The organism is Brachybacterium sp. FME24 (assembly GCF_014897705.1).
Classification (GTDB): Bacteria; Actinomycetota; Actinomycetes; order Actinomycetales; family Dermabacteraceae; genus Brachybacterium.
In genome coordinates, this window is the sequence record NZ_JABUXV010000005.1 from 179,025 (window position 1) to 196,281 (window position 17,257).

General features: G+C 71.0%; 15 protein-coding genes and 1 riboswitch. Of the genes, 2 read left to right on the plus strand and 13 right to left on the minus strand.

The features are described from left to right. Positions 1-106: 106 nt before the first annotated feature. The gene (locus INT51_RS07270) at positions 107-2,101 is read right to left on the minus strand and encodes a WYL domain-containing protein (protein ID WP_304502106.1); all 1,995 of its coding nucleotides are present in this window, start codon (positions 2,099-2,101) and stop codon (positions 107-109) included. A gap of 48 nt (positions 2,102-2,149) precedes the next feature. Here INT51_RS07270 and INT51_RS07275 point away from each other — a divergent pair, with 48 nt between their 5' ends. Beyond that, a complete protein-coding gene (locus INT51_RS07275) occupies positions 2,150-3,265 on the plus strand; it encodes a DUF3866 family protein (RefSeq protein WP_193104539.1) in 1,116 nt (371 codons plus the stop codon). A gap of 8 nt (positions 3,266-3,273) precedes the next feature. On the opposite strand, the gene INT51_RS07280 is transcribed toward INT51_RS07275, so the two are convergent. The 7 genes from INT51_RS07280 to fmt form a co-directional block, all read right to left on the minus strand. Then, positions 3,274-3,753 carry a PH domain-containing protein gene (locus INT51_RS07280; RefSeq protein WP_193104540.1) on the minus strand — a complete coding sequence of 160 codons (480 nt, stop codon included), beginning with the start codon at positions 3,751-3,753 and terminating at the stop codon, positions 3,274-3,276. Positions 3,754-3,761: 8 nt separating this feature from the next. Further along, on the minus strand, positions 3,762-4,619 hold the full coding sequence (gene hisG / locus INT51_RS07285; RefSeq protein WP_193104541.1) for an ATP phosphoribosyltransferase: 858 nt from the start codon (positions 4,617-4,619) through the stop codon (positions 3,762-3,764). 71 nt (positions 4,620-4,690) lie between these two features. Beyond that, a complete protein-coding gene (locus INT51_RS07290; RefSeq protein WP_193104542.1) occupies positions 4,691-4,954 on the minus strand; it encodes a phosphoribosyl-ATP diphosphatase in 264 nt (87 codons plus the stop codon). A gap of 61 nt (positions 4,955-5,015) precedes the next feature. Next, on the minus strand, positions 5,016-5,720 hold the full coding sequence (gene pnuC, locus INT51_RS07295) for a nicotinamide riboside transporter PnuC (RefSeq protein ID WP_193104543.1): 705 nt from the start codon (positions 5,718-5,720) through the stop codon (positions 5,016-5,018). Positions 5,721-5,813: 93 nt separating this feature from the next. Beyond that, positions 5,814-5,931: riboswitch (FMN riboswitch) on the minus strand. A gap of 103 nt (positions 5,932-6,034) precedes the next feature. Beyond that, positions 6,035-6,721, minus strand: a complete 687-nt coding sequence (rpe, locus tag INT51_RS07300; RefSeq protein ID WP_193104544.1) for a ribulose-phosphate 3-epimerase — start codon at positions 6,719-6,721, stop codon at positions 6,035-6,037. Further along, complete coding sequence (locus INT51_RS07305; RefSeq protein WP_193104545.1) at positions 6,721-8,274, minus strand: RsmB/NOP family class I SAM-dependent RNA methyltransferase; 1,554 nt, start codon at positions 8,272-8,274, stop codon at positions 6,721-6,723. The genes rpe and INT51_RS07305 overlap by 1 nt, the downstream gene beginning before the upstream one ends. After that, positions 8,271-9,242 (minus strand): methionyl-tRNA formyltransferase, encoded by a 972-nt coding sequence (fmt, locus tag INT51_RS07310; protein WP_193104546.1) that lies wholly within the window; start codon positions 9,240-9,242, stop codon positions 8,271-8,273. Before fmt ends, INT51_RS07305 begins: the two co-directional genes overlap by 4 nt. 70 nt (positions 9,243-9,312) lie before the next feature. Between fmt and INT51_RS07315 the strand changes: the two genes are divergently transcribed. After that, entirely contained in the window at positions 9,313-10,536 is a 1,224-nt protein-coding gene (locus tag INT51_RS07315; RefSeq protein WP_193104547.1) for an MFS transporter, read from the plus strand. On the opposite strand, the gene INT51_RS07320 is transcribed toward INT51_RS07315, so the two are convergent. The 5 genes from INT51_RS07320 to pafA all read right to left on the minus strand — a co-directional run bounded on the left by INT51_RS07320 (position 10,530) and on the right by pafA (position 17,254). After that, complete coding sequence (locus INT51_RS07320) at positions 10,530-12,146, minus strand: DASS family sodium-coupled anion symporter (protein ID WP_193104548.1); 1,617 nt, start codon at positions 12,144-12,146, stop codon at positions 10,530-10,532. The two genes, INT51_RS07315 and INT51_RS07320, sit on opposite strands and share 7 nt — an antisense overlap. A gap of 87 nt (positions 12,147-12,233) precedes the next feature. After that, positions 12,234-14,417 (minus strand): primosomal protein N', encoded by a 2,184-nt coding sequence (locus INT51_RS07325; RefSeq protein ID WP_304502107.1) that lies wholly within the window; start codon positions 14,415-14,417, stop codon positions 12,234-12,236. Beyond that, complete coding sequence (locus tag INT51_RS07330) at positions 14,387-14,767, minus strand: FKBP-type peptidyl-prolyl cis-trans isomerase (protein WP_193104549.1); 381 nt, start codon at positions 14,765-14,767, stop codon at positions 14,387-14,389. The genes INT51_RS07325 and INT51_RS07330 overlap by 31 nt, the downstream gene beginning before the upstream one ends. Before the next feature lie 39 nt (positions 14,768-14,806). Beyond that, a complete protein-coding gene (locus INT51_RS07335; protein ID WP_193104550.1) occupies positions 14,807-15,769 on the minus strand; it encodes an FKBP-type peptidyl-prolyl cis-trans isomerase in 963 nt (320 codons plus the stop codon). Positions 15,770-15,865: 96 nt separating this feature from the next. Next, entirely contained in the window at positions 15,866-17,254 is a 1,389-nt protein-coding gene (pafA, locus tag INT51_RS07340) for a Pup--protein ligase (RefSeq protein WP_193104551.1), read from the minus strand. Positions 17,255-17,257 lie beyond the last annotated feature (3 nt).

Consider the following 17,257-nt stretch of genomic DNA (forward strand, 5'->3'; position numbering starts at 1 on the left):
CGATCTTGCACGGGCGCGCACATCATCCCACAACGGACGGGGCGCTTGACGGACCGCTCGGCAAGCGGCTGGACCCACCGTGCGGCGGGCAGATCAAGAATACCGGCTACGCCTGAGTGTGACGTACGCCTGCGACCTGTGCCACGGTCACGATCGTGTCTCTCAGCTCACGCGGGGAGACCACCTCGACCGCTCCGGAAGATTCCAGCACGGCGTCCACGAGGGCGGCGCGGACCGGGCGGTCCAGGCGTGCGAAGGTCACGCCGTCCTGGCCATCGCGCAGTTCTGCGGCGGCGAAGGATTCGGCGACCCAGCGGCCCGGCGGGTCCAGGCGCAGCCAGACGTCGCCGGCCTCGCGGCCCTCGAGGCGGGGGCCGTCGCCGGCCTCCGCACGCTCCTGCTCGGTCCCGGTCGGCAGCAGTTCCACGATCCGATCCAGTCGGAAACGCCGTTCTGCCTCTGCGAGCTCGCAGTGCGCGAGCAGGTAGGACCGTGCCCCGTCGGTCTCGATCCGCACCGGGCGGATCCGACGCACGCTCGTGCCCGCACGGTCTGTGGAGGAGTAGCGGATCGTCAGGTGAGCGTTCTCGTCGTCGGCCTCGGTCTGCAGGGCGCGGTGGACCGCGGAGAGCACGGTCTCGGCGCGGTCGGCGGTGCGGGAGGCCATCTCGTCCACGGCGGCAGCCTCGGCGAGCTCGGTGCGGGTGGGCGGCTGCGCGGCGGAGGCATCGGTGCTCGTCGCGCCGGCCAAGAGCTTCCTCCGGGCGCTCGCGACGATGGACTCCGCCTCCCCCGCGGAGGGCTCGAGTGCTGCGAGACCGGCCAGCAGGGCGGTGATCTCCACGGCGCTCAGACGCAGGGCTCGACGCAGGGGCTCCGCGTTGCGCACGCGCACGGTGCCGTGTTCCCATTCCGCCTCGATCAGGTCCTCCCAGCCGGTCCCCATGTCGCCGCAGACGAACAGCACCTGCAGGTCGGTGATGAGCTGCTTCTCCGAGACCCCGAGTGCAGCGGACAGCTCGGCGAGATCGACCTCGCCGCGACTCATCACGTAGGACGCCTCGGAGATCAGCCGGGAGAGTGTGTCGTTGCCGGTGGGCGTGGTGCGGATCCGCGGCTCCGGCCGCACGGTCGCGGCCGCCACGGCGCCGGTGTCGGCGGCGCCGCTGTGTGCTGCGGCGATGGCGGTGAGGACCTCGGCGAGTTCGGTGCGCCACGGGGAGGGCTCGAGCAGCTCGAGCCAGCGGATGTTCGCAAGGGCCAGGCGGCGTGCGGCGGGGCGCGGCAGCACCGGCAGGGTGAAGCGCTCCGCGTCCATGGCCGCCCCGGAGCGGTCGCGCAGAGCCAGGGCCTTGAACGGTGCGGCCCGGACGACGGCCCGGTCGCGGTCATCACTGTCGTGCATGGCCGCGAGCACGGTCGCGAGGTCGGTCTGCTCGGGGCGGGACGCCGTCGCGGGCGGACCCTCCGTGGGGAACGACTCGATCCGGGAGGCGCGGAAGAGCCGCGGGGCTGCGCGGTCGCGGTCCCAGCCGTGCACGTACCAGTGACCGTCGTGGACGCCCACCACCCAGGGCTCCACGAAGCGCTCTGCAGCGGCGCCGTGGGTGCCCCGGTAGGTGAAGCGCACCGATCGCGCCGAGGTGACAGCCTCGAGCAGTGGGGACAGCACGGGCAGGGACTCGACGGCGCCGCGCGGGGTGCGCCGCAGCAGGTCCGGATCCGCGTCATGGCCGAGGCTGAGCAGCTTGGAGCGCACCCGACGGGCCGCTCCCCCGGCCGCGGCATCGTCCCAGGCGCGGCTCGCGGCCAGCAGCACCGTGTACTCCGCCGTGGTGAGGTCGAGGACGGCACCGGCCTCCGCAGCATCGATCCGGTAATAGACGGTGTTCTCGTCCAGCACGTCGCGATCGGTGACCAACGGCAGTCCGAGCTCGAGGATCGCGGCCTTGTCGCGCTCGAACATGCGCTCGGCGGCCTGCTCGGAGGTCGCGTGCGCGTAGTCGGGGATCACGGCGAAGAGCTTCGCGCGGTCTATGCGACGGCGCGATCCGATCGTCATGATGACGTTGAGCATTCTTTCCACACTCTTGGTTGCCACCTGGCCAGGGTAGCCGCCTCATCGACTCCGCAGCCCTAGGCTGGACCCATGCTGCAATGGGAACGGGGAACTGTCACCGGGGAGAAGTCGTCCTGGCGGGGCGTGGAACGGCTTCTGGTCGAGCTGGACGACACCTCCGAGACGATCACGGCGATCGCGTATCCCGAGCTCACGGGGACTCCATCGCGCGGAGAGCGGGTACTGCTGAACACCAACGCCCTGCGCCGCGAGCTGGGCACCGGTGGCGATGGCCTGGTGGTCGCTCGCCTCGACGAGCTGCCGGCGGCCCAGAAAGTCACCGGCCACATGGTCAAGGCCCGCTACACCCCGATGCAGACCATGGTCGATGCGATCGATGATCCCGACGGTGAGCACTACGACACGATCCGTGACGCGCGCGACGTGGCCGGAATGCCTGTCGTGGTCGCGGATCTCCACTCCTCCCTGCCGGCGCTCATCGCGGGCATCCGTGCCCAGCGCCACGGCGCACGGATCGCCTATGTGCACACCGATGGCGCCGCTCTTCCCGCCGCGTACTCCCGCAGCGTTGCTCGCCTGCGAGAGGCGGGCCTGCTGGCCGCGGTGATCAGCGCCGGGCAGTCGTTCGGCGGTGACCTCGAGGCGGTGACGGTGCATTCGGCCCTGCTGGGTGCGAAGCACGTCGTCCGCGCCGATGTCGCGATCGTCATCCAGGGGCCGGGGAATCTCGGCACCGGCACCGGCTGGGGCTTCTCCGGCCTCCAGGCCGCCGAATCCCTGCATGCGGCGGCGGTGCTCGGCGGGGCTCCCGTGGCGACCCTGCGCGTCTCGAGCGCGGATCCGCGGACCCGCCATCGAGGACTGTCCCATCACTCGTCGACGACCTACGGCCAGGCGACACTGACGCCTGTGCACCTGCCGGTCCTCGCGCGCGCCGACCGCCGTTACAACTCTTTACATGCGTTGGTGCGAGAACAGGTGGAATCCACGATCATCGCACCGGGTCGGGCGCGTGGCACGGAGCACGTCCTGACAGAGATCGATGGGAAGGGACTGCGAGATGCGCTGGAGGATGTGCCGGTCCGACTCTCGACCATGGGGCGCAGCCTGGCGGAGGATCCGGAAGCCTTCCAGTACGCGGCGTTCGCCGGTCGCTGCGCGGCGAAACTGATCCCCAAGGGCTGATCGCGAGGTCAGAACGCCGGGAGATCCGTGCCCGGCGCCTCTCCGCGTTCCTGCACGAGTGCTCGCAGCCGGTGGGCGGCGGCGATGGCCCGCTTTCCGTCGTAGCGCTGGAGAGCATTGACCGCGAGGGTCGAACCGTCGGCCAGATCCAGATGGGCCCAGGGGTCCCCCATCGGGAAGCTGACGTCCACGATCTCCGCCCACTCCAGGGTGCGGGCACGGAACACATTGCGCACCTCGAGGACCCGCGAGCGCGCGACGAGGCGCACGGAGGCCTCGAGGTGGCAGAAGAGGAAGATCAGCACTCCGACCGCGACCAGGCCGAGACGGCCCCCGAGCTGGAAGCTCGGCATCACGAGGGCGCCGCCGATCATCCCACCGAGCACGATCACTCCGGTGATGTACGCGAAGACACGCACCATCCGCGGCCGCAGCACGATCGTGGGGCGCTCCTGCCCGGCTGGCTTCTCCGACACGGACCAGGACATGGGATCACTCAGATGCGGCAGGCCTGGATGGCAGTGACCAGGATGGCCCGGGCGCCGGCGTCGTACAGGTCATCCATCATGCGGTGGGCGGCGCGTCGGTCGACCATGGCCCGGACCGCGGACCATTCCCGGCCATGCAGGGGCGAGACCGTCGGCGCCTGCAGACCGGGCGTGATCTCCACGGCCTTCTCGAGCAGCGCGGTGGGCACGTCGTAGTCGAGCATCACGTACTCCCGGGCCACGAGCACGCCGCGGATACGACGCTCGAGAACCTCGAGGATGTGCGCCGCGGCGTCGTCGAGCACCATGCCGGGGCGGGAGAAGAGGACGGCCTGGCTGGTCATGATCGGATCGCCGAAGGGCTCCAGGCCCGCCTGACGCAGCGTGGTGCCGGTCTCGACGACATCGGCGATCACATCGGCCACTCCCAGGCGGATCGACGACTCGACCGCCCCATCGAGGTGGACCACCGAGGCGCTCACGCCGCGCTCGGAGAGGTAGTCCTCGACCAGGTTCTCGTAGCTGGTGGCGATGCGGGTGCCCTCGAGGCTCGCCACGTCCTGGTGGCTGCCGGTCGGGGCGGCGAAGCGGAAGGTCGATCGTGCGAAGCCGAGAGGCAGGATCTCCTGCGCCGGGGTGCGCGAATCGATCAGCATGTCCTCACCGGTGATGCCGACGTCCACCGTGCCGGAGCCGACGTACACCGCGATGTCCCGGGGGCGCAGGTGGAACAGCTCGACACCGTTCTCCTCGTCGACCACGACGAGCTCCTTGGCCATGCCGCGGCGCCGATATCCGGCCTCCTGCAGCAGGTCGGCGGCGGGCTCGGACAGAGCGCCCTTGTTGGGGACTGCGATACGCAGCACGGTTCCTCCTCGGCCGCCGCGGCGGCCCATGGCACGGGAGTCGATGAACAGGGAAAGCAGGGGCCGGCGGCTCAGAGCTGCCGGTAGACGTCCTCGAGGCTGATGCCCTTGGCGACCATCATCACCTGCAGGTGATAGAGGAGTTGGCTGATCTCCATGGCGGCGTCCTCCTGCGACTCGTACTCGCAGGCCATCCACACCTCCGCCGCCTCTTCCACGATCTTCTTGCCGATCTGGTGGACGCCGGCATCGAGTTCGCGGACGGTGCCCGACCCCTCGGGACGGGTACGGGCCTTCTCGGTCAGCTCGACGAACAATGCTTCGAAATCCTTCACGCCACCAGGGTACGCGCCCCGGTGAGCGGTCCGCGCGCCGGACCACCCACCGGGAGCCGGATCACTCCCGGCGCACTGTCGGATCCAGGTGCGCGGTCTCCACGGAGACTCGTTCGTCGTGATCGTGCCGACTGCGCACCCGCCACCAGACGAAGAACCCGATCAGGGTGAAGGCGCCGTAGAACACATACATGAAGGCGCTGGCGTAGTACCCGGCGCTGATCAGCAGCGGCACGCCGACGATGTCGACCGCCACCCAGATCAGCCAGAACTCGACCCAGCCCTTGGCCATGCCGAAGGTCGCCAGCAGGCTGCCGACGAAGATCCAGGCGTCGGCCCAGACCGGCTCGTAGGAGCCCAGGGCGCGGAACAGCGGGGTCAGCGCCGCGGTGCCGCCCACGAGGAGGACGACGAGCAGGGCGCGTGTGCCCCAGGACGCCCAGCGGGGTTCGACAGCGGTGCCGCCCTCGTGCTGGGCCTGACGCCAGCGCACCCATCCGTAGATGCTGGTGGCGATGAACATGATCTGACGCCCGGCCTGGCCGAGGAGGTCCACGGCCTGGGGATTGCCGAAGACCGAACCCAGGAATACCGTCAGCAGCAGCAGGTTGCCGACGATGCCGATGGGCCAGGCCCAGATCTTGCGGCGCATGCCGCCCAGCGCGCTGAGCAGTCCGAAGACGTTGCCCAGCACCTCGCGCAGAAGGAGGAACTGGCCGCCGGCGAAGGTGATTCGCGCGTCGAAGAGCCACTGCAGGATGTCCATGTCGGTCCTTTCTCCGTCGGATGCAGTGGCTCCGGGGGAAAAGGGGTTCCGGCAGGACGTCGGGACGCGTGGTGGCGTCCTGACGACATGCAGGACGTGCGCCTCTCATCCAGGCTGTACTGTCGGTGCCGGAATTTCACCGGCTCCACCGCCGTAGCGGGTCGCGGACTGTCACCGCCGGCTCGGACTTTCACCGACCCCGGAGCACGTCACTGGTCGTGACAGGTCAAGAGTAGACCCGAACCGCTGTGACCTGGCACTCCATGATGCCCTGTGATCGCCCAGCGGCTGTCGGAACATGCCGTGCGCGCTGGTCAGTGAGCGCTGTGGGCGCGGGCCAGTTCGCGCAGGGCAGAGATCTCCTGTGCTGCGTCCTGGGCCTGGTAGATCGCGGAGCCCGCCACGAATACATTCGCACCGGCCTCGGCGCAGCGTTCGATCGTCTCGCGGCTCACCCCGCCGTCGACCTGGATCGAGACCTCGAGGTTCGATGCGCTGATCGCCGCGCGGGCGCGACGGATCTTGGGGAGCATGGAGTCCAGGAAGCTCTGCCCGCCGAAGCCCGGCTCGACGGTCATCAGCAGCAGCATGTCGAACTCGCCGATCACATCGAGCAACGGCTCGACGGGTGTGGCGGGGCGCAGTGCGACGCCGACCTCGGTGTTCTTGCGGCGCAGATCCCGCGCGAGCTTGATGGGAGCCCGTGCGGCCTCGAGGTGGAAGGTCACCGAGGAGGCGCCCGCCTCGGCGAACACCGGCGCCTGGCGATCGGCGTCGTCGATCATCAGATGCGCGTCCACCGGGATCGTGCTGCGCTCGACGATCTGCTCCACCATGGCCGGGCCGAAGGTCAGGTTCGGCACGAAGTGGTTGTCCATGACGTCGACGTGGACGCTGTCCGCGCTGGAGATCTTGTCGAGCTCCGTGCCGATGCTCATGAAATCGGCGTTGAGGATGCTGGGATGGATGTACTGGCCATCGGTCGAGTACGCGGCGTTCATCAGTGCTGGGGTCCTTCCACGGTGGGGGCCGCCTGCTTGCGCAGCAGGCAGATGTACATGGCATCGGTGCCGTGGACGTGCGGCCACAGCTGCACCGCGGGTCCGTCACCGAGCTCGACGTCGGCCTGCTTCGCGGGCAGGATCCCGGCGCGCACGGCATCGCGGGCATCGAGCTGCTCGATGTCGTCGCGGCGCCTGAGTACGTCGTCGACGACCAGGCGGGTCTCGGCCAGGTGCGGGGAGCAGGTCACGTAGGCGACCACTCCCCCGGGCGCGGCGGCGTCCAGCGCCGAGCGCAGCAGATCCCGCTGCAGGCTGGAGAGCTGACCGATGTCGCCGGGGGTGCGGCGCCAGCGGGCCTCGGGCCGGCGGCGCAGAGCGCCCAGGCCCGAGCAGGGCACATCGGCCAGGACGCGGGAGAACCGACCGGGCAGCTCGTCACCGATCGCGGTGCCGTCGGCGGTGCGGGTGGTGATCTCGCAGCCGGCGTCCAGCAGGGTGGCGATCGCGCGTTCGACCAGCTCGGTGCGGTGGGGCTGCAGCTCGATGGCGAGCAGATCCGCGTCGTGGCCGACGCTCAGGCCGCCCAGCAGGGCGGTCTTGCCACCGGGGCCGGCGCACAGATCGAGCCAGTGCGCGTCCTCGCCCCGGACCAGGTCGTCGGCACCGAGGGCGAGGGCGAGGGCCGCGAGCTGGCTGCCTTCGTCCTGCACCGCGACGCGTCCCTCCTTGACGGGGTCCATGGCGCCGGGATCGCCGGAGGGCCAGGAGGCGGCGAACATGCTGAGGTGCCCCTCGCTCGCCCCGTGATCGATGAGCTCGTCGAGATCGGTGAGGCCGGGCCGCATGACCAGCGAGACCGCCGGGGCGGCATTCTGGGCGGCCAGCAGCTCCTCGATCTCCTCGCGGTCGCGGCCGTGGCCACCGAGGGCGTCGATCAGGGCGCGCACCACCCACCGCGGGTGCGAATGCACGACGGCGAGGTGCCCGGTGAAGTCCTTCTCGCGGTCGGGAGCGACCTCGGCGATCCATTCGTCCAGAGGCTTGCCACCGACCCGTCGCAGGACGGCGTTGGCGAAGCTCGCGGCGCCCGCGCCCACCTCGGAGCGGGCCAGGGCCACGGTCTCGGAGGTCGCGGCGTGCGGGGCGACGGTCATGTCCAGCAGCTGATAGGCGCCCAGGCGCAGCACGTCCACGAGGGCGGGGTCGACCTCCTCGAGCGGTCGGTCCACGCACGCGGCGAGGATCGCGTCCAGACGGCCCAGAGCACGCAGCGAGCCGTAGAACAGCTCGGTGGTGAAGGCGGCGTCCCGACCGGAGACCCGGTACGAACGCAGCAGCCGCGGCAGCACCAGGTTCGCGTAGGAATCATCCTCCCGCACCAGGCGCAGACCCTCGTAGGCCACCTGACGGGACGGGGTGGAGCTGCGACCGCGCTCGGACGGGCGCGAGGAGGAATAGCCGCGGCGGGGGCCGCCCTCGCCGCGGGCGCCGGAGCGCTCGCGACCCTTGGCATCGCGCCCTGCACTGCTGCCGCGTCGGTTCTCGGTCATGCCCGCACTCCGTCCTTCTCGTTCATCTGATCCTGATCGTCCTGCGTGAAGGCGGCGTCGGCGGCCAGGGCCGCACCGCGGGCCCAGTCCGCCGCCCGCATCGGCCGCTTCCCGGCCGGGGCGAGGGTCGACAGGGCTATGACGTCGGTGCCGGTGCCCACGAGCACCTGACGCTTGGTGGCCTCGATCCGCCCGGGCGGCAGCCGTGGGTGCTCGGGCGCCTCGTCGAGACCGAGGATCTTGGCGCGGGCACCGTCGAAGAACGTCCACGCGCCCGGCTGCGGGCTCATGCCGCGGATATGGGCACTGACCTCCTCGGCGGGAAGAGTCCACTCGATGCGGGCCTCGGCGGTGCTGAGCTTGGCGGCATGGGTGGCGAGGGAGCCGTCCTGCGGGGTGAGGGTCGCTGTTCCGTCCTCGAGGGCGTCCAGCGCCTGCAGGAGCACCGACGCGCCGCTGACGGCCATCCGGTCCAGGAGCTCGCCGGAGGTCTCCAGCTCACCGATCGTGGTCCGGGCCGTGGTGATGACGTCGCCGGTATCCAGGCCCTTCTCGAGGCGGAACACGCTCATGCCGGTCTCACGCTGCCCGGCGAGCACGGCACGCTGGGCCGGGGCCGCACCGCGCCAGGCAGGCAGCAGCGAGAAGTGCAGGTTCACCCAGCCATGGGTGGGGATGTCCAACGCCGCCTGCGGAACCAGGTTGCCGTAAGCGACGACGGGGGCGGCGTCGGGCGCGAGCTCCCGGATCTGCTGCTGGACGGCGGCGTCACGCAGGGTCGCAGGAGTCAGCACCGGCACCCCGGCCTCGAGGGCGAGGGCCTTGACCGGGCTGGGGCGGAGCTTGCGGCCGCGACCGGAGGGCGCATCGGCCCGAGTCAGCACCCCGACGACCTCGTGACGCGAGTCGAGCAGGGTGCGCAGGGACGGGAGGGCGGCCTCGGGGGTACCGGCGAAGAGCAGACGCATGATGCCCGAGTCTACGGGGTGACCAGGTTGCCTACAGTGGACCCATGCCGTCGTCCCACCCTGCCGCCTGATGGCGGGCGAGCAGTCTCCCGGCCATGTGACCGGGAGCCCGGCGTATCGACGGATGCTGGCCGCACTGGTGTGCGCGGGCGTGGCGACCTTCGCCCAGCTGTACTCGCCGCAGGGGATGCTGCAACTGATCGCCGCGGATCTCCGGATCGGCGCGGAACAGGCCGCGCTGGCCGTCTCTGCCGCCACGGCCGGTCTCGCGCTCGCCGTGGTCCCCTGGTCCTTCGTCGGTGACCGCATCGGCCGGCTGCGGGCCATGGTCATCGCGGTGGCCGCCGCGACTGCGCTGGCCCTGGTGGCCGCCTGGGCGCCGACATTCGAGCTCATGCTGGGCCTGCGCTTCCTCGAGGGAGCGGCCCTCGGCGGCATCCCCGCACTGGCGATGGCCTATCTGTCCGAGGAGGTCCACGAGCAGGCCCGGGCGATCGCGGCCGGCTGGTTCGTGGCCGGCACCACGGTGGGTGGGCTGCTTGGTCGTCTCGTCGCCACCCCGATCGCGGACGTTCTCTCCTGGCGGGTGGGGATGACCGCGGTGACGATCCTCTCAGCGATAGCCGCCGTCGCCTTCGTGCTGCTGGCGCCCCCGGAGCGACGGTTCGTCCTCCCGGACCTGCGCGGCGGCGGACACGGCACCCGCACCGCACGACTGCTGGTGACCCTGAGGGATCCGGGCCAACTGGTGCTGTTCGCCTGCGCCTTCCTGCTCATGGGTGGATTCGTCGCCATCTACAACTACCTCTCGTTCCACCTCAGCACGATGCCGTACCTGCTCCCCGCCGGTCTGATCGGACTGGTGTTCCTCGCCTACCTCGGCGGCACTGTCTCCTCCCCGCTCGCCGGTCGCTTCGCCGCGCGGCACGGTCGGCTGCCCGTCCTGCTCACCTCGATGGGGGTGATGCTGCTGGGGCTGCTCCTCACCCTCGCCGGGCCGCTCGCGCTGGTGCTGCTGGGCCTGCTGGTGATGACGGCAGGCTTCTTCGGTGCGCACTCGATCGCGAGCGGCTGGGCAGGAGCCCGGGCCGACGGCGCCCGCTCGCAGGCGACCGGGCTGTACAACTTCGCGTACTACGCGGGCTCGAGCGCGCTGGGATGGGCGACGGGTCATGTCTACGAGGCCCGCGGATGGCCCGCGACGGTCGCCGTCGTCGGGGCCGGTGTCGTGCTTGCGGCGCTGCTGTGCCTCAGCGTGCTGCGAGGGCGCCAGGACGACCGCGCCGGTCAGTAGACGAGGTCGAAGACCCACACCGCGAGTGTCATGGTGGTCACGGTGATCAGCACGATCCCGATGAGGTTCAGCCACACCCCCGCCTTCGCCATCTGCGGGATCTGCACGTACCCGGAGCCGTAGGCGATCGCGTTCGGCGGGGTTGCCACGGGAAGCATGAAGGCACAGGTCGCGGCGATGGCGACGGGGACGGCCAACAGCATGGGCGCGATCCCGATCCCGGTCGCGACCGCAGTCGCGACCGGGAGGAATGTCGCCGCGGTCGCGGTGTTCGAGGTGAGCTCGGTGAGGAAGAGGACACCAGCCGCGGTGATCAGCACGATCAGAACGACGGGCAGACCGCCGACCTGCTCGGTGACCTGCCCGATCCACTCAGTCAGCCCCGAGGAGCTGAACTGGGCGCTCAGGGCGAGGCCGCCCCCGAACAGCAGCAGCACGCCCCACGGGAGCTTGACCGCGGCGTCCCAGTCCAGCAGCCGCACGCCGCGGGCGGCGCCGGCCGGCAGCAGGAACAGCAGCAGCGCGATGACCATCGCGATGCCGGCGTCGCTGATCGGGGGTTCCTCCCCGAGCACCAGGTCCCACACCAGCGGGACGAACACCCAACTGAGCGCGGCGAGGACGAAGATCGTGAGCACCCGGACCTCTCCGGAGGAGATCCTGCCCAGGGCCCTGCGCTCGGAGCGGATCAGTTCGGCGCCGCCGGGGATCTCCGTGATCTCGGGCTTGAAGCACACCTTGGTCAGCAGCAGCCACGCGATGAGCATGAAGACGATCGCGAGCGGAGCACCGACGATCATCCAGCGCCCGAACCCGATGGTGATTCCGAAGTCCTGGCTCATGTGCGCGGCCAGCAGCGCGTTGGGCGGGGTGCCGATGATGGTGGCGAGCGAGCCGATCGAGGCTGAGTAGGCGATGCCGAGCATCAGGGCGATGCCGAAGTTGGACCGCACGGCCTTGGAGACGGCGGAGCCGGAGGTCGGGTCCGGGTCGACGCCTGTGCCGGGCTCCTCCCCCTTCGCGGCGGCGTCCTCGAGGCGCAGCTTGTTGACCAGCAGGAGCACGGACACGCCGATGGGGAGCATCATCACGGCTGTCGCGGTGTTGGAGACCCACATCGAGACGAAGCCCGTGGCGATCATGAAGCCGAGGATGAGCATCGACGGGCTGGTGCCGATCGCCCCGACGATGGCCAGGGCGATGCGCTTGTGCAGGTTCCATCGCTGCATCGCCAGGGCCAGCATGAACCCGCCCATGAACAGGAAGACGATGTTGTTGCCGTAGGAACCGCCGACGTCGTCGAAACCCACATCGGTGCCCAGCACCGGGAACACGATCACGGGCACCAGGGCTGTCGCCGGGATGGGCAGCGCCTCGGTCATCCACCACACGGCCATGAGCACTGCGGTGGCGGCGGTCAGCTTCGCCGCGTGGGGGACATCGCCGGGCATGATCGCGTAGACCACCAGGGCCGCCACGAGCCCGAGGGCCAGGCCCAGGCGGCGCACGAGCAGCGTCCTGCCGGTCTCGGCGGGCGCCCGTTCCCCGTCGGAGAGATCCTGGCGTTCCTCGGTCGGAGTGCTCGACGTCGTCGAGGCGTCGGGTGTCATCTCGTCCCCTTCATCGCATCATCGCGGTGGTGGTCGTGTGCGCGATCACACTACGGGATGGGCCGGGTTCCGCGGACCGTCCGATCCTCAGAACACGTCGGGCGGATCCAGGCGCACCCGCAGCGACCCGCGAGCTTTGCGGGCCGAGCGGGTGGCGACGCCGGCGCGGAGCGCGTCGGCCAGCTCCCGGGAGCGGCGCGGATCGAGACGGACCACCGCCCGGGCACGGCCGCCCGCCTCGGGGCCCTCGAGGTCGACGGGTCCGAACACGTCGGTGCCGACGGGCAGGTCGGTGCTCTCCAGGAAGGCCGCGCAGGCCTCCTTGTCCCCCACGATCTCCGCGACCCGACTGAAGGGAGGCAGATCCAGCTCGCGGCGGTCCGCCAGGACACGGTCGAGGAAGGCGTGCGAGCGGTGGGCGACCAGATCGCGGATGGCGGGCAGGGTCGCGGTGCCGACCACGAGCACCTCCCCGCCGTCGTCGGCGGTGCGCACCAGGGCGATGGCGTTGCGCCAGCGACGGATGGCCTCCACATCGGCGTCGAAGGCGGCGCGGCCGAGCATCGCATCGGCGTCCAGCAGCAGGCCGGCTGCGAAGCGGTCCGGGGGCCAGGGCTCGGCCCCGGGTGTGGCGACGACGATCGCATCGGCCGGGACGTCGCCGTCCTCCAGGACGCCGTGCGCTCCCCCGGCGACCCGCAACGGACTGCCGGGGAAGGCTCGGTGGAGCTCCTCGGCCGTGCGGGTGGATCCGATGACCACGGCGCGCACCTGGGTGCGGTCGCACTCCGGGCAGCGGTAGCCGTCCTCACGTCGACCGCAGACCCGGCAGTGCAGATGACCGCTGCGGCCGGTGATCGACAGGGGAGCCGCGCAGTGCGGGCAGTGGGCGCGGGTCCCGCAGAAGGTGCAGGAGATCGCGGGCACATAACCGGAGCGCGGCACCTGCACCAGCACGGGGCCTCGCTCGAGGCCGCGACGGATCACCCGCATGGCCTCCTGCGGGAGTCGGGATCGGCCGGAGGGCCCCTCACGATCGCGGAGGTACTGGTCCATGGCGACGATGCGCGGTCGTGCCGCCGTCACGGGGGTGGGGCTCGGCTCCAGGCGGGCGAGGTAACCGGCGTCGGCGAGTGCCCGCAGGGGGACGGACTCGCTGGCGGACAGGAACAGCAGTGCGCAGCGCTCCTCGCGGGACCGGCATTGGAGCACCGTGCGCACGTGCGGGTACGGCGCGCGGGGCTCTCCGAGGAGATCGTCGGCCTCGTCCCAGCAGATCACGAGCGCCAGGTCCTGCACCGGGGCGAACGCAGCGGAGCGATTGCCCAGGACGACCCGGGTGGCGCCGCGCAGGATGCGCCGGAAGGTGCGGTAGCGCTTCTCGGGGCCTTCGGTGCCGGCAAGGATCTCGTGGTCGATGCCCTGCTGCGTCAGGACCTGGCTGAGGCGGGCGACGTCGCGCTGATCGGGGGCGATGACCAGCGCGCCCTGCTCGTCGTCGAGATCGGCGATCGCGTCGGCCACGACTGCCGTCCAGGGGTCGACGGCGTCGAGGGTGAGGGCGGCGCGGGGGACGGGCCCGGTGGGGCTGCCGGCACGGGAGAGCAGCGCTGCCAGCCCTGGATAACGGTCCCCGGGTCGGGGAACGGCCCGGAGCTCGCCGGGGTCTTCGGGGGCGTCGGATCCCTCGGGCTCCGTCTCCATCGTCGTCTCTGTCTTCTGCGCGGCGGCGCGGTCCGCTTTCTCGGCGCGGGCGTGTCGCGGAGGGAGAGCGAGGCGCAGCACATCCCCCACGGTGCCGGCGCAGCGCTCGGCGACGTCGTCGCACACGCGCATCATGGCGGGTGGGACGACCACGTCCTCGGAGACGAGGCGATGCAGAGGGGCCAGGGCGCGGTCGGTGGTGGGCGCCTCATGGCGCTCCAGGACGATGCCTTCGGTGTCACGGCCCGAGAACCGCACCCGTACGCGCATGCCGGGCCCGGCAGCGGAGGTGGCCGGGGTGACGGCGTACTCGAAGGGCCGGTCCAGGTGCGGGAGCACACCGACCAGGCGCACGCTCGCCACGGGGAGCTCATCGACCACCTCGAAGCCGGCGGTGGTGCGCAGCCCCCGGACCCGGGCCGCCGGTTCGCGGCCCGGGTCCGTCGGTGCGGGGTCGGGAACAGGAACGGCGGGGGCCTCGAAGAGGCTCTCCTGGCCCTCTCCCTGCTCCCCCGCCGCACCGATGGCGGATGTGCTCAGCGCTTGTGCACCGCCACCAGGTCGCACACGAACACGAGCGACTCGCCCGGGGCGATGACCGGCGGGGCGCCCATGTCGCCGTAGGCGAGCGAGGCGGGGATGTCGAGGCGACGGCGGCCGCCCACCTTCATGCCCTGCACGCCCTGGTCCCAGCCGGAGATGACCTGGCCGACGCCGAGCTGGAAGCGCAGCGGTTCGCCGCGGTCCCAGGAGGCGTCGAACTGCTCCCCGGTGGAGTGGGAGACGCCGACGTAGTGCACGTCGACGACGTCCCCGCGCCCGGCCTCGTCGCCCTCACCGACGATCTCGTCGTTGCTGACGAGCTCGGTGGGGGCAGGCGCTTCAGGGTGCTCGATCTCGGGCTTGCTGCGGTCCATGGGTCCTCCTGAGGTGGATGAATCTGGCGGGTACAGGGGTCAGTCTGCCAAGTGCGCGGCGTCGAGGATGTCCACGACGAAGATCAGGGTCTCGCCGCCGAGCTCGTGCGCCTCGGGGTCCTCGCCGTAGGCCTCCGCCGGTGGGACCACCAGCATGACCTGGCTGCCGACGGGAAGCTCCAGCAGGTTCTCGTCCCAGCCGGGGATCACCGCGCCGGCGCCCTGGGCGAAAGAGAACGGCGCGCTGCGATCCCACGAGGAGTCGAACTGCGAGCCGTCGGACCACTTCCACCCGGTGTAGTGCATCGTCAGGTAGTCACCCTCGCGGGTGGCGTCGCCGGCGCCGACGATGAGCTCCTCGCGGGTCGTCGCCGTGGGCGCCTCACCCTCGGGCGCGCCGTCCAGGGCAGGTGCACCGTTATCGCCGAGGCTCACAGCGGGGAAGGTGCCGGACGGGGACCCGGGCTCCCCCTCAGCGCGCAGCGGGGAGACGATGCGGTCCACGTCGGCCACCTGGATCAGGGAGCGCGCCTGCCCGGACTGGTCCTGCTGCCAACCGGCCATCACGAAGCGGGAGCCGATGGTCATGGTCGTGAACACGTCGAAGGCTGCCTGGCCGACCGTCTCGACGGTGACCTGCACGCCGCCGGCCGGGGCACCCTGCCACCAGGACTGCAGGGTCTCCCCCGTGCTCGCATCGACGTAGAGGTGGCGCCAGATCATGGTGTCGCCCTCGGCGACGGCAGCGCCGTCCCCGGGCACGACCACGGTCGCATCGGCCTCGGCGATCTCGAGCGGCGCGGTGAATTCGACGGTGGGTTCCGCGCCGAGATCCTCGCTGACGGTGACGGCGGACAGCGCGGAGCCGCCACCGCCGCCGTCGGAGGAGCCTCCGCCGTCGGACGCTCCGCCGGTCCCCTCGCCGTCATCGGAGCAGGCGGCCAGGCCGATGGCGGCGGTCGCGGCGAGAGCAGTGGTCAGCAGGGTACGACGGCGGATCACAGAGGACCTTTCAGATCAGGAGCCCCCGAGCGGGGCACGGGCACCAGGGTACGGGGCGCGGGAGCGCGGATTCTCAGGCTGTGCATGCCCTCGGGTTCAGGCGGGCGGCACCGGGGGCGGGGAGGACTCGCCGAGACTGCGGATCTCCTCCAGCAGGGCGTCCACCGCCGGCAGGGAGGTCGCGAAGGGGTCCAGCACCTGCACCGGCATGGCACCGGGACGGGTCAGGCGCAGGGTGGTCCAGTCCACGACATGGTCGACCCCGTGCTGCTGAGCGGCGGTGACGACCTGTCCGCGCAGGTGCGCGCGCGTGGTGGTCGGGGCGGTCTCCCGGGCGGCCTCGATGCGCTCCTCGGCCACTGTCGACGGGGCGAGATCGCGACGCTGGAGGTTTCGAAAGATGCTCTGACCGGGATCGATGTCGTGATACGCGAGATCGAGGCGTTCGATCGCCGGATCGGAGAGATCCACGCCCCGGCGCTCGGTGACCTGGGTGAACAGTCGCTCCTTGATCGCCCAGTCCAGATGCGTGGCGGCCCAGGAGCGGTCTCCGGTGCGCACCGCATCGATGGCCCGCTGCCAGGTCTCCAGCACTCCCTGTTCCGTCTCGTCGGCTGTGCCCGCGGCGAGATCGAGCCAGCGCTGCTGCACCTCGACAGCGGTGGTGGTGGCGCCGCCGGCGGTGGGGATCGGGGCCCGCCCGGTGAGGTCGCGGGAGACCGACCGGATCGCGGCGATGTCGTCGTGGAGGGTGAGCTCGGGCAGCGCGCGACCGGACTCGATCGCGCGCAGCACCAGATCGGTGGTCGCGAAGCGGAGGTAGGTCGAGACCTCGCTCATGGTCGAGTCGCCGACGATGACGTGCAGGCGCCGGAAGCGGGTGGGGTCCCCGTGGGGCTCATCGCGGGTGTTGATGATAGGTCGGGTCCGGGTGGTGGCCGAGGAGACCGCCTCCCACATGTGATCGCTGCGCCGCGAGAACACGAACTGGGCGCTGTCGTCAGAGCGGACCACTCCCCCGGCGCCGGTGATGATCTGGCGGGTGACCAGGAAGGGCAGGAGGTAGCGCGGGAGGCGGGTGAATTCGCCGCGGCGATCGACCAGGTAGTTCTCGTGGGAGCCGAAGGCGTTGCCCTGGGAGTCCACGTTGTTCTTGAGCAGGTGGATGCGGGCGTCCTGCCCGTCGGCCGCGAGGCGCTGGTTGGCCTGCGCGGTGAGATCCGCGAAGATGCGCTCGCCGGCGCGGTCCTGGGCGACCAGGTCCCACCAGTCGTCGCACTCGGCGGTCGCGTATTCGGGGTGGGATCCCACGTCGAGGTAGAGCCGCGCGGCGTTGCGCAGGAACACGTTCGAGGAGCGCCCCATGGCGACCACCGGCCGGAACAGCTCGCGGGCGGCGGCCTCGGGCTCCATCGCACGGGTGCCGTCCGCCCGCACGCACACCAGGCCGAACTCCGTCTCCAGCCCTCCCACACGACGCTTCATGAG